12 protein-coding genes are annotated in these 14893 nt (G+C 31.4%); 4 read left to right on the top strand and 8 right to left on the bottom strand.

Translation table 11 applies throughout. The features are described 5' to 3' along the window. Positions 1-162: 162 nt before the first annotated feature. Positions 163-627 carry a hypothetical protein gene (locus AC2A1C_RS06105; protein WP_484024382.1) on the bottom strand — a complete coding sequence of 155 codons (465 nt, stop codon included), beginning with the start codon at positions 625-627 and terminating at the stop codon, positions 163-165. 97 nt (positions 628-724) lie between these two features. On the opposite strand from AC2A1C_RS06105, the gene AC2A1C_RS06100 reads away from it, so the two are divergent. Together AC2A1C_RS06100 and AC2A1C_RS06095 are read left to right on the top strand one after the other, a co-directional pair. Then, positions 725-2398: a glutamine--tRNA ligase/YqeY domain fusion protein gene (locus AC2A1C_RS06100; protein WP_484024380.1), complete on the top strand. Its 1674-nt coding sequence runs from the start codon at positions 725-727 to the stop codon at positions 2396-2398. A 143-nt stretch (positions 2399-2541) separates the two neighbouring features. Then, positions 2542-3759: an MDR family MFS transporter gene (locus AC2A1C_RS06095; RefSeq protein ID WP_484024378.1), complete on the top strand. Its 1218-nt coding sequence runs from the start codon at positions 2542-2544 to the stop codon at positions 3757-3759. 46 nt (positions 3760-3805) lie between these two features. On the opposite strand, the gene gwsS is transcribed toward AC2A1C_RS06095, so the two are convergent. The 5 genes from gwsS to AC2A1C_RS06070 all read right to left on the bottom strand — a co-directional run bounded on the left by gwsS (position 3806) and on the right by AC2A1C_RS06070 (position 8305). Then, positions 3806-4864: a grasp-with-spasm system SPASM domain peptide maturase gene (gene gwsS, locus AC2A1C_RS06090; RefSeq protein WP_484024376.1), complete on the bottom strand. Its 1059-nt coding sequence runs from the start codon at positions 4862-4864 to the stop codon at positions 3806-3808. Positions 4865-4930: 66 nt separating this feature from the next. Further along, complete coding sequence (locus tag AC2A1C_RS06085; RefSeq protein ID WP_484024374.1) at positions 4931-5764, bottom strand: GLPGLI family protein; 834 nt, start codon at positions 5762-5764, stop codon at positions 4931-4933. A gap of 183 nt (positions 5765-5947) precedes the next feature. Then, positions 5948-6850, bottom strand: a complete 903-nt coding sequence (gene gwsG, locus AC2A1C_RS06080; protein WP_484024372.1) for a grasp-with-spasm system ATP-grasp peptide maturase — start codon at positions 6848-6850, stop codon at positions 5948-5950. Positions 6851-6866: 16 nt separating this feature from the next. After that, positions 6867-7655, bottom strand: coding sequence for a GLPGLI family protein (locus AC2A1C_RS06075; protein WP_484024370.1), 789 nt, complete (start codon positions 7653-7655; stop codon positions 6867-6869). 443 nt (positions 7656-8098) lie between these two features. Beyond that, a complete protein-coding gene (locus AC2A1C_RS06070) occupies positions 8099-8305 on the bottom strand; it encodes a TIGR04139 family peptide modification target (RefSeq protein WP_484024368.1) in 207 nt (68 codons plus the stop codon). A gap of 196 nt (positions 8306-8501) precedes the next feature. Here AC2A1C_RS06070 and AC2A1C_RS06065 point away from each other — a divergent pair, with 196 nt between their 5' ends. Next, the gene (locus AC2A1C_RS06065) at positions 8502-8876 is read left to right on the top strand and encodes a helix-turn-helix transcriptional regulator (protein ID WP_484024366.1); all 375 of its coding nucleotides are present in this window, start codon (positions 8502-8504) and stop codon (positions 8874-8876) included. Positions 8877-8882: 6 nt separating this feature from the next. On the opposite strand, the gene AC2A1C_RS06060 is transcribed toward AC2A1C_RS06065, so the two are convergent. Continuing rightward, positions 8883-9851, bottom strand: coding sequence for a YpdA family putative bacillithiol disulfide reductase (locus AC2A1C_RS06060; RefSeq protein WP_484024364.1), 969 nt, complete (start codon positions 9849-9851; stop codon positions 8883-8885). A 109-nt stretch (positions 9852-9960) separates the two neighbouring features. Between AC2A1C_RS06060 and AC2A1C_RS06055 the strand changes: the two genes are divergently transcribed. After that, the gene (locus AC2A1C_RS06055) at positions 9961-10581 is read left to right on the top strand and encodes a hypothetical protein (protein WP_484024362.1); all 621 of its coding nucleotides are present in this window, start codon (positions 9961-9963) and stop codon (positions 10579-10581) included. A gap of 71 nt (positions 10582-10652) precedes the next feature. Here AC2A1C_RS06055 and AC2A1C_RS06050 read toward each other — a convergent pair whose 3' ends face one another. Beyond that, on the bottom strand, positions 10653-14891 hold the full coding sequence (locus tag AC2A1C_RS06050; RefSeq protein ID WP_484024360.1) for a T9SS type B sorting domain-containing protein: 4239 nt from the start codon (positions 14889-14891) through the stop codon (positions 10653-10655). Between the last annotated feature and the right edge of the window lie 2 nt (positions 14892-14893).

The raw sequence follows: 14893 nt of genomic DNA, 5'->3' as shown, positions 1-14893 counted from the left end.
AAAAACTTTAAAATAGGAGCTTTTATAGGAATTTCTTATAATCTAACGCCAAAACAACAAACAACCTTAGGGTTATAAACAGACACTCTCCCATAAACGCGTAAGTTAAAAAGCAGCCTTCTTTTTTTCAAGGTTGCTTTTTATTTATAATCAAACAGATTCTTAGTTTTTATAAACATCACATTTCAAAGACTTTACATTCCATACACCTAAACTTTTGTCCCAGAAAATAGTATAACAGAAATTCGTTTTTAAAGAATAGGCGCGCTGTTTTCCATTAGTAGCAATGATGAAATTTTCCCAATTGTCATAAGCAAATCCACTCCATACAGAATATGGCTTCATTTCCACAATTTGCATCACATTCGAATTGGAATAAGCAAAACGAATTTTCACATCATAAGGATTAACAATAGTAACAGACATTTCATCCTTATCTATTTCAGTAAATTGTATATTGCTGTAATCGGCTTTTTTATCTCCTTCTATAGAGTTGTTTATTCTATCTGCTTCATTTTTTTGGAGTTTGATATCAATCATTCTTATTTTGCCACCTATATTTAATTGGGAAAAACAAAACAGCGGAAATACCAATACTAAAAACAAAATGAATTTTTTCTTTTCCATAAATTGTGTATTTTATGTTCCTTAAAAATAATAAAAAAATCTGTTTATCTAATATCTACGCTTTTTTACTAAATTTGCACCTCATTTGTGAAAGAAAATGGAAGAAGAAAAAAAATCACTGAATTTTATTGAGCAAATTATTGAAGAGGATTTAGCTAATGGTCTGGAAAGAAACAAGATCCGTTTCAGATTTCCGCCGGAACCTAATGGTTATCTTCATGTTGGCCATACAAAAGCAATCTGCATCAATTTTGGTTTGGGAGAAAAATATGGAGCTCCCGTAAATCTTCGTTTTGATGATACAAATCCTGAAAAAGAAGAACAGGAATTTGTAGATTCCATCAAGAAAGATGTGGAATGGCTCGGTTTTAAATGGGATAAAGAATTGTATGCATCCGATTATTTCCAGCAGCTTTATGAATGGGCCGTTCAGATGATTAAAGAAGGAAAAGCGTATGTAGACGAACAATCTTCCGAAGCAATTACAGAACAAAGAAAAAATCCTACAGAACCTGGAATAGAATCTCCATACAGAAATCGCCCAACTGAAGAGTCTCTCGATCTTTTTGAAAAAATGAAAAACGGTGAATTCGAAGAAGGGGCAATGTCGCTTCGAGCAAAAATTGACATGACCTCTCCGAACATGAATATGCGTGATCCTGTAATGTACAGAATTTTGAAAAGACCTCATCACAGAACCGGAACAACTTGGAAAATCTATCCGATGTACGATTGGGCTCATGGTGAAAGTGATTATTTGGAGCAAGTTTCGCATTCATTATGTTCTTTAGAATTTGAAAACCACAGACCTTTGTACAATTGGTATCTCGATCAGGTTTATGATGAAAATAAGGTGAAACCAAAACAACGCGAATTTGCAAGGATGAATGTATCCTACATGATTACATCCAAAAGAAAATTGCAAAGATTGGTTGCCGAAAATGCAGTAACAGGTTGGGACGATCCGAGAATGCCAACCATTTCAGGAATGAGAAGAAAAGGATATACTCCTGCTTCCATCAGAAATTTTATTGAAAAAGTAGGGGTTGCAAAAAGAGAAAATCTTATTGATATCCAACTTTTGGAATTCTGTGTTCGTGAAGATCTGAACAAAGTTTCCAAAAGAATGATGGTGGTTGTAGATCCTGTAAAATTAATAATCGAAAACTATCCGGAAGCGAAAGAAGAATGGCTGGAAACAGAAAATAATCCGGAAGATGAAAACTCAGGAACAAGGCAAGTTCCTTTTTCCCGTGAATTGTATATTGAAAGAGAAGACTTCAAGGAAGATGCAGATAAAAAATTCTTCAGACTGAAACTTGGAGGAGAAGTACGGTTGAAATCCGGCTACATCATCAAAGCAGAAAGAGTGGAAAAAGATGAAAACGGAAATATCACCACTATTTTTGCTACTTACGATGAAAAAAGCAAATCTGGAAGCGGAACTGAAGAAAGTTTGAGAAAAGTAAAAGGAACTCTTCACTGGGTTTCTGCAAACCATGCTGTTCCTGTGGAAGTTCGCGTTTATGAAAAACTTTTTACGGTAGAACAACCTGATGCTGAAAAAGAAACCGACTTTTTAGAATTTGTAAATCCGAATTCTTTAAAAACCATTACTGCTTATGCAGAACCGGGAATCAATGATGTAAAAGTTGGCGAACCGCTTCAGTTCCAAAGAATTGGTTATTTCACTAAAGATCAGGATTCTTCTGCTGATAAAGCGGTATTCAACAGAACTGTAACGTTAAAAGACTCTTATAAGCCAGAGTAAAAAATAATAGTAATTAACTATTTCAGACAGGGCTTATTTTATAGGCTCTGTTTTTTTTATATAAAAATATTGAATTTGGCTAAAACCTTAATTCAACATAATCCGAAGCGGGCTAAAGCCCGCTCCAATTAATAAAAAATAAAATGAAAATTTTAAAAATCTATATAGATTCATTCAAAGGACTTTCGGCAGAAAGCTGGATGCTCGCTTTGGTGATGCTTATTAACAGATCCGGTTCAATGGTTTTACCATTTTTAGGTGTTTACATGACAGATCATTTACATTTCAGCATCAAAAATGCAGGACTTGTTCTAAGTTTTTTCGGAATTGGCTCTGTAATCGGTTCTTGGCTTGGAGGGATGATTACGGATAAAATTGGGGAATTTAAAGTCCAGACTTTCAGTTTATTGTTGAGTGTTCCTTTATTTTGTTTGATTCCACTTTTTAAAACAGAAGTTGGTTTGGCTTTAATTATTCTTTTACAAAGTACTGTAAGTGAAGCATTTCGACCTGCCAATTCGGTAGCCATCACCAAATATGCAAAATCGGGAAATATTACCCGTGCTTTTTCTTTGAACAGAATGGCAGTAAATCTCGGATTTTCTATAGGTCCTGCTTTGGGCGGTATTCTGTCGGCTATTTCATACGATTTTTTGTTTTATACCAATGCAACGGCTGCTTTTTTTGCAGGAATTACTTACATCCAATTTTTTAGAAAAAGAAACTATCAAAATAAAGAAAACCCTAAAAACAACAGTGAACCAAAAACCGAATCTCCGTACAAAGATTATAAATTCATTTTATTTTGTGTTTTCTGCATGATTTTCTCCATTTGCTTTTTTCAGTTTATGAATACGCTTCCTATTTTTTATAAAGAAGAAGCTCATCTTTCGCAACAGAAAATTGGCTATTTGCTTGCGTATAGCGGAATCATCATTGTAGTATTGGAAATGCTTTTGGTACAAATTGCAGAGAAAAAATTTGGCTTGAAGTTCACGCTTTTTCTGGGAACTGTTCTTTGCGGAATTGCATTTGCAATGATGGGATTTAATTATTCTTTACCTACACTTGTAATATCTATGACTATTATTTGTGTGGGAGAAATCTGGACACTTCCTTTCATGGCAACAGTAACGGCAAAACGTTCCGGAACTCATAACAAGGGAGTTTATATGGGACTTTTAGGGATGGCTTTTTCGCTATCGTTTATCATCACACCTTATATCGGAACTCTAATTGCTGAAAATTATGGATTTGTTATTTTATGGATCGGAACCGGAATTGTCATGACTTTAGCCGCAATCGGATTTTATTTTATTATTCCGTGGATGTTGAAGGAGAAAGAAAGCAATGATGTTTAATTGGAAAGTTTTTAATTTTTCTCTTCTTTTTTAATAAATTTCAGCTTTAATGTGACATTCCATACTTTTGTATTGCTTTTTGTTTCAGGGGATTTTTGCTCCATTCTTCCCATTCTCCTGTGTAAGGATTGTAGCCACATTTTAGAGGTTTGGATAATTCATTGTCAGGATTTTCTACATACGCTCTGCAATCGGTACAGATATAACGGAATTCACAATCTTTGCAAACTTCTATTTGGTCTTTGGTGATGTTCCAATATTTTTTAAAATCTTTATGATTGAGAGCTTCTTCTAATGTTGTATCTTTTATATTACCAAAACTTTGAGGCATTGCAGGACAATTTTTAATATTGCCGTTGATGTCAATCCCAATTTTTTTGTGTAGGCAGGAGTTGTGATTGATGGCTTCTAAAACTTTGGGGAGGTTGGTATTGAAGTATTTTAAATCAACCTTTCCACAAGAATTTATCTGTATTTGTTCTTTGACAAAATTAACTGTAAATCGAAATTCATCTCTTACTCTAAAAGGTTTTTTTCCACAATTATAAAAAACCAAATTATAAATTCTCAAGGCTTTAGAATCCACATTTTGTATAAATTCTTTATCAATCTTATCATGAAAGGGTAAGAAAATTTCAATTCCTGATAAAACTGATGTCTCAAAATATGCTTCTATTTTTATAAAATCTTCAATTGAAAAATTTATTTTACTATAAATAACCAAATGCTTAATCGCAAGATTTTCAATAGGAACAATTAGTTTTTCTAAAATAGAAATATCATTTAGCTCAATAAAAATATTAGATGCATGAGAATAATCGTGGTATTCAAGAGAGAGAGGCGGAAAATTTCTATCCCATTCGTTTTCCGTAATAAAACCATATTCTTTTTCCAAAAGGAAATCCAGATATTCTTGTGCAATTTTCTTAGATTCATCATCATAAAAATCAAGAACATTTTCAATAGAGTCGGTTTTCAATTCTTCTATGAAATCTGATAGTTCCAAAGGCATTAGTTCAGAAGCATTTCTTTGAAGATCGGAAATAAGAATTCTAGTTTTTCCTTTTGTAATGAAAATGTTGCTGAATAAATTGAAATAGGTCATTGATTATTTTTTTTAAATGTTTTTTGGGGATAAAATCAATATTATAATAGCAAAAAATAAAATTTTTTATTTTTTATAATCAATCTTATAATTTAATTCCAGAGGATTATTCATTTCAAGTATCCTATTTCGAATTTCTTCAATCATTTCTTTAAAATCCGTTTTAATAACATTTCCACTTTCATCATATTGGGTAATACTAGATCTTTTGATATTTGAAAAAGGATCTGCATAAAAATCTTTTTGTAGTTTTTGAAATTCTTCCCAAGTAATAGTCTTTTGAGGTTTTGCAAAATACAAACTCTTCCATTCAAATTTTCTAATTTGTGCTAACTGAAAAGAATAATCATTGATACTGTCATGAATTTCTACAATTAATCCTGGCAAACCATGAAATACATAAGGACCATCTTGGATAGGAATTTCATTTGTAAACCATGCTTCCCATATTCTTCCACCATATTCTGTAGTTGCTTTTTGACATTTATAAATTCCTATAACGTTGCTTTCTTCAGATATCTTCCAATCCAATTTTTCAGTTATTGGAATAGTATAAACTCCATTGTTTATAAGTGGAACAAACACATATTTAAGAATTTTATTTTCTTCGAAATTTTTATATAAATATAGTTGCTTATTATTATATTGCATATCAACTCCACCTATAAGTCCTTTGATAGCTAATGAATCAGAAGATTTTAATTGCTGTGATCGAAAGACAGATTCTCCTTTCATAACATCGAGATAAAAGGTTATATTTTCAACTTTATCAGCGTTTGTTTTGTGTTTGTAGCTGAGTTGATACAAAAAAGTAGTAGACTGTGCTTTATTATGGGATGTACAGAAATTTATAGTTGATAAAATTATAAACAGATAATTAAAAATTTTATATAAGCTCATATTTTCAAAATAATCTTACTAAATGCTTTAAAGGTTTTTCTCTTACATGAAAATCGGTTTGATATTTTTTAGACTTAACATAGTAAATTACTTTGTTTCTCGAAGCTCTAATTCTTTTTGTCCTTATGACTTCCATATATTTGAAAGTAAGAGGCAAATTATTTTTTTCTTCAAACATATTTTTCATAGATATGTCGCTATCTCTTTTTCCAATGAATAATTACAAATAGATGAAAGTTGTAAAAATTGTCCAACTGGATTTACTTCTAAAAAATAATATCTATCTCCACTCTTGATAAAATCTAAAGAACCACAATTTAAGTCTAAAGAAAGCATTAATAAACGAATATTTTCTTCAATACTTTTTGGCAGATTATACCTAACATTTCTATTAGGCACTTCATTATTATATTTTCTAGAATCAACTTTAGTTTGCTCATCATTTTGGGAAAATATTGCAAAAGACCAACATTTTCCATTAAAATAAAATGTTCTGATTTCAAAATCTTTCTCAATTTTTTCTTGAAAAAAAGAAATAAAAAAATCATTTTTTATATATTCATCCACAATCGCAGTATATAATACCCCGTTAGTATCTTTTGCAATAGACTCTAGCGTTGGGTTTCCAGCGATTGGTTTTGTAATGGTTTTTCTCAATTTAACATTTTGTGTGTTATTTGATAGATAATACTCTGGCACATCTAAACCTACTTTTTTTGCCTTATCTAAAACTAATAATTTATTAACATGTGATTTAGATTGTTTGTTAAGATGTTTTTTTGATTCTAAAATGTGCATCACATATTCTTCTAACCAATATTGAGTTTCATTCATGTGAATATTTACTCCCTCATTTTCGTAATAAAACCGTTTAAATTTTAGTCCACCTCTTCTGTACCAAACACTAGTAATTTCATCCAAAAAGAATTGATTTTTTTCACTTTCGAGAAAAATCTTAGAGTCTTTCATTTTTATTTCAAATGTTTCTTCTTCATGAATAAGAATAAATTTTTTATCAAAACGAAATAGCCATTTCATAACTTCTGTTGTCGTAATTTCTTTTTTTTCCGAAATAATTAAAATCATCTTTAGTGTGGTTATTTCAATTATAATTTATTTTATGATTTAATTCAATTGGATTGTTTTCTTGTAAAATATTATTTTGTAGTTCTTTATTCATTATAGAAATATCCGTTTTATTACCATTCGTGTCGATAAATGTAGCTGTTTTCCACCCTCTTGAATTTATATTAAATGGATCATTAAAATATGATTTTGCAAGTGCTTCATATTTTTTCCAATCAATTTTTATTGTTTTTGCACGTGCGTCAAAAATATTCCCGCCTTTTTTGACTTCTATCAAATTAAATGAATATTCATTGTTCGAATCTTGAATAGAAATAATCAATCCAGGTAAACCATTGAAAATATATGGACCATCTGCAAAAGGTAATTCTGTAGTAAACCAAGCAATCCAGTTTCTTCCTCCATATCTGGTTTCTGCTTTTTGAGATTTATATTTTCCAATCATTTTTTGTTCGGGAGTTATTTTCCAATCTAATATTTCCTCAATGGGAAGAAGATAATCTCTTTCCAAATAAGTTATTACTTTTTCAATTTTTTTTTGAGCAAGATTCTTTTTGACATAGAATTTATTTTCAACACCCATATTATACCTTCCGTTTCCATTATTCAACTTTATTGAATCGTTTTTTTTGTCTAGTGAATCTCTAAAAATTGAAACATTATTTTTTAAATCCAAAATCATCTTCTTGGAATAAACTTCATCTGTTTTTTCTGAATTTAGTTTGTATTTTGTTTCGTAAATAAAACTAAATTTTTGTGAGAAGCAAAAGGTAGAAATTTCAAGAAAAAATATTATAAATTTCATTTGAAAAAAGTTTTGTTTAAAGTTTGTGATAACAGAAAAAGTATCAGCGAAGTTCTAGCTAATGGGATTGAAAGCTATATTTAAACTCAACGAAGCAAACACTTTTACCGTTATTTATTTTTACAGAATCGGCTTTTAGTTCGTTATTTTCTCTAAATATTGATTTACTTTTATCTATATCCAATGTCATAATAGTCAAAAAATGATCTTTTTTATATCTGGATGATATTTTACTTCATAGAGAATAGACATACTCTGAACTAAATAAAAGGAACTTAATGATACAAAAAATAAAATTTTAAAAAAACAATTGGAGATAAAACAAAAACGTATGAAAAAGGGCTTTTACACCCTTTTTCTTTTAATTTATAACTTATGTAACTAGGGGAAACTCAATCTCCTGCCCAGACAAACGCCAGCAGTAGTATCGACGGTCTTTTCAATTACACACCGCCAACCACTCGTCCTACCCACTTCCAAGAGCCTGAAGCGTCACTATAATAGTCTATATCTGACCCAGGACCATACGCATTGGATCCCACTGAGCTAGCACTTCCTCCTACAACTCCACCTTGGATAGATTTTAAATCTCCTAGTTTTTTGTTTTCCAAAGAAGAAAAATTCTTCTTCATTCCTTTTAATGTTTTCATTTTGTTGAATTTTAAATTGTTAATGATTGTTTTAATGTCAAAGTATTTTCGAAAATATTTACTACAAACGTAAATATTTAATTCATATTGTTCAAAACAAAAATTATTCGAATTTATTTGAATAATTTTATATTTGCATTTCTATTATTTGGTTATTTTAAGATCAAATTTTATTTCAGATATAAAAAAATATTGTATGATAAAGGAAAAACTCATCAAAGCAAGAAAAATTAAAAAATTTTCGCAGCACGATATGGCAGAACATCTCAATATAAGTCAGACTCAATATCTTCGTAAAGAAAAAGGCGAAGTGGAAATTCGCGACGAAGAGTGGGAACGTATAGCTAAATTATTGGAAGTAGAGGTAAAAGATATTAAAGATGATAATATTCCTGCTCAACAAGTAATAAATAATTATGATAACCAATCAGGAAATTATGTGGGAAGTAACAATTATTTCTATAATATTCCAGATTTTATGTTGGAAAACCAGCAAGAATATATCAATATACTCAAAGAGCAGATCGAACTTCTGAAAGCGGAAATCCAATCTCTGAAAGAGAAAAAATAATCAACCCTAATTTCCCTTTCTCAAAATATGATTTATAATCTTTTCCGCATGAATTCTGGAATTTTCAATAAACCATAGATGTGTGTCTTTTCCGCCACAAACTACACCTGCCAAATATAAACCGGAAATGTTGGTTTCCATTGTTTCCGGATCATAGGTAGGATTTAAATTTTCTCCATTCAGTTCAATTTCGGAATTTTTTAGAAAATCAAAATCCGGAAGATAGCCTGTCATAGCCAGTACAAAATCATTTTCAATTTCCAGAATTTCTCCTTTTTCGTCTCTAAAAACTACAGAATCTTCCTTGATTTCTACAATTTCAGAATTGAAATATGCTCTTATACTTCCCTCTTTTATTCTGTTTTCAATATCCGGTTTTACCCAATATTTTACACTGTCGGAAATTGTATCATTTTTAATAATCATGGTTACTTCCGCTCCTTTTCTGTATGTTTCCAAAGCTGCATCCACAGCAGAATTACTAGAACCTACTACTACAATTTTCTGTTTTGAATAAGGATAGGGTTCCGTATAATAATGCCTCACTTTCGGCAAATTTTCTCCGGGAACATTGATAAGATTAGGAATATCATAAAATCCTGTTGCGATAACTACGTTTTTAGCAAAATATACAGATTTAGAAGTTTCTATTGTAAAGACATCATTTTTTCCGGAAATACCAATTACTTTTTCATAAAGATGGATATGGATCTCTCGCTGCCTTGCAATTCCCTGATAATATTCCAGAGCTTCTTGTCTTCCCGGTTTTGGTGCAGTGGAAATAAAAGGGATGTTTGCAATTTCCAATTTTTCGGCAGTAGAGAAAAATCTCATGTACAAAGGATAGTTGTATAGCGAATTGACGATAGTTCCTTTTTCAACAATCAAATAAGAAAGATTATTTTTTTGAGCTTCAAGAGCGCAGTTCAGACCGATTGGTCCGCCTCCTACAATAAGAATATCTAAAACTTCCATAGCACAAAAATACTGAATATATACATAAAGTAGATTTAACGTAAATTTAACTGGGATAATATTTTTTCATAAAAAAAATTTCACTAAATTTGGTATAGAAAGAAATGATATGAAAAATTTAGTGCCTTTATTTTCTATTTGGGCATTGTTAGGCTGTAACCCAAATGAAAACCCGCCTTCCGAAAAAACATTAGCCTATATTGGAGCCAAAGAAAAGATTCCCGAGATCAGCAAAGAGGAAACTTTAAAGACGATGAACGATAACCTTTTGGTATTTCTAAAAAATCGTAATTATCAAAAATTTGCCAGTTACATCCATCCGGAAAAAGGTATTACCTTCTCGATGTATGCTTTTACCAATCCATCTTACAACAAACACTTTTCCAAGTCAGAATTTTTAAAATTCATTCCTACCAATATAAAATTTATCTGGGGTGAAAAAAAAGGAAATAATGAAATATACACCGAAACTATTTCAAATTACCTAAGTAATTGGGTATGGAAAAAAGATTTTTCTCAATCCAAATACAATCTCAACGGAAAAGTCAGCTATGGAAATTCACCGGATAATTCCAGAAAAATATATCCCAATTCTGATATTACTGTAAATTTTGTTCCCGGTGTAAAAACATCTAAAGAATTGGATTGGGATACTTTGAGCTTTGTTTTTGAAGAATTCCAAGGGAAATATTATCTAATTGGCATCATTAATGACCAATGGATTATTTAAATTAAAGTTTTATAGTTCAAAAAAATAGTTGGTGAAAAATCACCAACTATTTTTTGATCACATTATCTGAATTAATTTCTGTTTTTCAAAACAATCCATCCTTTAAAAGTTCTACCGTCAGGAAGACTTAATACATACCAATAGGAAGTTGTTCCCAGTTTTCTTCCACCCATGAATCCGTTCCATTCAATTCTGGAAGTAGTTTCCTGTTCAAAAACTTTACTACCATATTCATCATAAATCTGAATTTTTACAGGTACTCCTCCAAAAACTTTAAGATCATCAATATGCCAAATATCATTGTAGCCATCTGCATTTGGTGTGAATGCATTTCGGACATTCAAAATCAATCCCTGCTTAGTAAGTCCTAAACAATCTTCTCCTTCAAATTTTACATAGAATGTAACAATCCCCGGTTGCAGATTATTAAATACATTAGAGTATTGCCAATTGATACCATCAATAGAATATAAAATGGTATGACTTCCTGTTGCAATCACTGTATAAGAATTTCCACTCGGAATAAGCTCTGTAATTATAGGAACTTCGTATGTCAAAACATCAAAAGTAGTGGAAAAAGTACAACCATTGGAAGCAACAACCGAAATGCTATATGTACCGCTTACATTGACATCCAAAAGTTCGTTTGCTGTGGAAATTATTTCTCCGGAAGGATTTTTCCATTCATAAGTGACAATATTCAACCCCGAAAAATCCGGCTGTATATCCACATCGCCATTATATGGACAATAATAATAATCCGGTAAAGAAAACATTGGAGTTGGTTTCAGTGTAATATGAATTTTCACCAAATTTGGACAAAAGCCAGAAACTATTACTTTTACATAAATTGTATTTTCTCCCGTATTTGTAAAACTATAGTTGGACGGATTGGTAATTAGATTAGTTCCTTCATTTAAATCAGAAAGTGTTGGATAATATTCAAATGTAGCACCCGGTAAAATTTCATTTTCAAATTGGGTGAGATCTACCTTCTCAGTATTATCATTTCCTTCATCACATTCATCATTAATTTCGAAAGGGCCTGGATTTACAACATTTGCTTTTGTTCCGAAAATAATATTGATTGGTGCCACATCAAAACATCCGGGAATAATTTCTATTCTTACCCAAAGTGTAGAAGGAAACGGATTAGCTTCATAATTTTCAGGATTTGGAATAGCATTTTGGGCATTTAAAGCGTCATTTTGGTTTAAATAAAAACTAAAAATATTTTCAGGGTTCGGAATGTCTACCATCTGAGAAATATAATCGGGTAAATTCACTTCATACGCAGAGTCTAAATTACTATCACAAACTGTAATGGTAGAAACTATTGCTTTTGGAGGAAGATAAGTTCTCAATCTGATTGAAGCCACAGAAAAACATCCGTAAGTATTAGATTGAAATCTTGCCCATACATATATATCCGAAACTTCTGTAACCTGTGTTGAACTGATTTGTGCAGCAGGCAATCCGAGATTAGCATCTGTCTCTGTTCTATAATAAGTGATTGTCATATCCGAAAGCAACATTGTATTTTCGGATTGAACAAAAAGCTGTGGAGTTGCTTCATTAAGGTTAAATGTTTCATACAAATTGAAATCATAGTCACATTTCTTCAATGTTGCATCATCATTGAGATTAATAGCCGGAAGAAACTGATTATGAATCGTAATAGTAGAAACAGAGAAGCAACCTCCTGAAGAAAATTTTACCTGTGCATATACTGTAGAATTAGTTCCTACTAAATAATTTGTGGGATTATTAATTAAGCCGGTAAGTGTTTCTGTAGTCGCATTATAATTAGTATAAAAAGAAAAAGCAACAGGATCTGTTCCGGAATAAATCTCTGATTGAAGGGATGTCAAATCAAAAGGCTCAGTTCCATCAGCGTTATTATCACAAATATTTTGTTGATTGGCAGAAATATTTGGATCAATTACAGGAACTGGTGTTAATCCAACTTTAATAGCATATACTTCCACACAACCAAAAGATTCCATACGGATATAAAGTGTAACCGGATTGGTAATTGTAATAGGGTTCACAATCGGATTTACATTATTCTGTGCATCACTTTGTGTATAAAAATATTTCACAGTAGCAATTTGAGTTCCAATAATATCCGAATTAAAGATGGACAAATCTACAAGCTGAGTTCCATCATTATTTTTATCACAGGCTTTATGGTCTGTTTTTGCAGGAGCAGGATGCACTAAAGCTACAATAAGTTTTCGAAGTGCATAACACCCTTTATCATTTTCAAAACGAATCCAAAATGTTTTGGAAACAAAGTTTCCATCATCTGTTATTGTCTGTACTACAGGAATATAAAATATGGGACTTCCAGAATCTGCATTATAGTAATTGTCGTAATAAGTTTGCGTAATTCCAGTTAGAGGATCTATTAACATTCCTTGGGAAAGCACACTGATATCAAAAGTTTTATCCTCAGTTCCGTCAAAGCATATATAAACAGTTTTATCGCTGGCTACTATCTTTTCAAATTTTACATTTAGCTTTACTTCAGCAATTGAGAAACATCCTCCTCCCGGAAACTCCACTCTCACAAAAATAGAATATTGTCCTTCATGTACAGTACTTAATTGATCTCCGGTTCCTTGATATGCTTGCTGAAAAGTTGCATAATATTCAAAAATCAAATTAGGATCCGTAGAAATTAAAATATTAACATCTGTAAAAGAATACGGCTCGGTTCCGTCACTTTTTATATCGCAAATATTAATCTCATAATCAACTGGAGTATTTACAACTGGACCTGCCGTCATATTTATTGAGATTGGGCCCAATACTTCTGAACAATCATTAATATTAAGCCTAACCCAAAGCTGTGTAGCTGCTGTAATATTTGCTTGAGTAACCGCATTAATATTATTTTGAGCATCACTTTGAGAAAGATAATATATAATTTGACCTGTAAATCCTGGACTCAAAATCTGAGAATTAAAAAGACTAAGATTATAATTATTTTCTATACCATCAGCATTCAGGTCACAAATTTGAGCCACATTGGTAAGAAGTGCATCAGAAATAAATTTAAATTCAAGTGTTGAAGTTCTGAAACAATCTGCATCTGAAGGATTCTGAACTCTTACATAAAATATAGAATTAGCAGAAATAATCTGATTAAAAGGTAAACTATTAGCTCCCGATTCCGCATCCAAAAGTGATGCATGAAAACTAAAGCTGAGATTGGAAGGATTTTGTGGAGTCAGTTTAGAAACATAATCCATAAGATTCACATTCTGTGGATTTCCCGAAGACGTACAAAAATAGTGTACAAAACTTTTAGCCAAAGGAAAATCAGGAGCAAAAGTAATTGGAATATCATCAGAAAGTTCAAGAATTTTTGAACCACAAACAGGATACAATACTTTTACTTTATATGTAGTATTTTCATTAGGACAAACCTGTATAGTACGAGTAGTTCCTATGATTGTATTTTCGCTATTCAACCACTGAAATTGAGGTATAATTTCATTTCCGGAAGGAGAAAATTTCCATGCTTCATTATTTGTACTCCAGATTCCTGTATTTCTTCCCGGTGGTGAGTATCCTAAAGTTCCGGCATCATTCATAATACCAATCAATGCCTCTTTGAATTTTGCGGTAGGACAAGGAAGAGGTTTATTTTCTATAAAAACTTCAATAATATTAGTTCCCTCATTCAGAACGATCTGTGAAGTGGAAGTTTCATTTGCACATCCTACATGTCTGCCTTTATAGAAATTTACTACAAATTTTCTACATGGTGCAGTTCCGATCACCGAATAATAAATCTCAGAATCATCATTTGATGAAAAAACCAAATCATGCAAAGCACCAAATACAGAATTCCCTGGAAGCAACGGACTTGGATTACTTGCTTGAATATTAGGATAACTCACATTACCCAATTGCAGAGAATCAAATGTAATGAGACCATTAGAACCAATAATAACTTCATCATAAGAATTTCCAAAAAAACAAAAAGTGAAAGGCAGTTCTACTTTTTTAGGAAAAAGATCATCAAAATTAGCATTGAGAGAAGTTCCCTGATTGAATGGAATATACGGTTGATATGTTTCGGAAGTTACATTATAGGTATTGGTAGAAAATATTTTGGTATAATTTACTGTCAGATTTAGACAATTTTGATTATTGAGCAACGGATAGTTACAATCAATATAAGGATTCTCATTTCCTAAATTATCTGTAGCCGTTGCCGAAAAAAAGCATGTCTGCGCACCAGCTAACGAAAAAAGCGCAGATATAGTGAACCATAATATTAAAATAAAATTCTTCACAT

The organism is Chryseobacterium sp. HNCC26DJ241, from assembly GCF_057180505.1.
This window is presented reverse-complemented; position numbering and strand designations above follow the sequence as displayed.

Excerpts from the sequence above, each read along its gene's own strand:
- AC2A1C_RS06105 (WP_484024382.1), bottom strand. The coding sequence starts at position 627 with ATGGAAAAGAAAAAATTCATTTTGTTTTTAGTATTGGTATTTCCGCTG.
- AC2A1C_RS06100 (WP_484024380.1), top strand. The coding sequence starts at position 725 with ATGGAAGAAGAAAAAAAATCACTGAATTTTATTGAGCAAATTATTGAA.
- AC2A1C_RS06095 (WP_484024378.1), top strand. The coding sequence starts at position 2,542 with ATGAAAATTTTAAAAATCTATATAGATTCATTCAAAGGACTTTCGGCA.
- gwsS (WP_484024376.1), bottom strand. The coding sequence starts at position 4,864 with ATGACCTATTTCAATTTATTCAGCAACATTTTCATTACAAAAGGAAAA.
- AC2A1C_RS06085 (WP_484024374.1), bottom strand. The coding sequence starts at position 5,764 with ATGAGCTTATATAAAATTTTTAATTATCTGTTTATAATTTTATCAACT.
- gwsG (WP_484024372.1), bottom strand. The coding sequence starts at position 6,850 with ATGATTTTAATTATTTCGGAAAAAAAAGAAATTACGACAACAGAAGTT.
- AC2A1C_RS06075 (WP_484024370.1), bottom strand. The coding sequence starts at position 7,655 with ATGAAATTTATAATATTTTTTCTTGAAATTTCTACCTTTTGCTTCTCA.
- AC2A1C_RS06070 (WP_484024368.1), bottom strand. The coding sequence starts at position 8,305 with ATGAAAACATTAAAAGGAATGAAGAAGAATTTTTCTTCTTTGGAAAAC.
- AC2A1C_RS06065 (WP_484024366.1), top strand. The coding sequence starts at position 8,502 with ATGATAAAGGAAAAACTCATCAAAGCAAGAAAAATTAAAAAATTTTCG.
- AC2A1C_RS06060 (WP_484024364.1), bottom strand. The coding sequence starts at position 9,851 with ATGGAAGTTTTAGATATTCTTATTGTAGGAGGCGGACCAATCGGTCTG.
- AC2A1C_RS06055 (WP_484024362.1), top strand. The coding sequence starts at position 9,961 with ATGAAAAATTTAGTGCCTTTATTTTCTATTTGGGCATTGTTAGGCTGT.